Below are 209 nucleotides of genomic sequence, written 5' to 3' on the forward strand. Positions count from 1 at the left end.
CCTGCTTTCCCCCGTAGGGCGTATGCGGTATTAGCAGTCGTTTCCAACTGTTATCCCCCTCGACTGGGCAGTTCCCTAGGCATTACTCACCCGTCCGCCGCTCGCCGGCAAAGATAGCAAGCTATCTTCCCGCTGCCGCTCGACTTGCATGTGTTAGGCCTGCCGCCAGCGTTCAATCTGAGCCATGATCAAACTCTTCAATTAAAAGT

General features: G+C 55.0%; 1 rRNA gene. It reads right to left on the reverse strand.

The window, feature by feature from the left end:
• Positions 1-204 (reverse strand): 16S ribosomal RNA (locus LZP69_RS16835); the annotation flags it as partial.
• Positions 205-209: the final 5 nt, after the last annotated feature.

It is taken from the genome of Shewanella sp. AS1 (genome assembly GCF_021412565.1).
GTDB lineage: Bacteria > Pseudomonadota > Gammaproteobacteria > Enterobacterales > Shewanellaceae > Shewanella.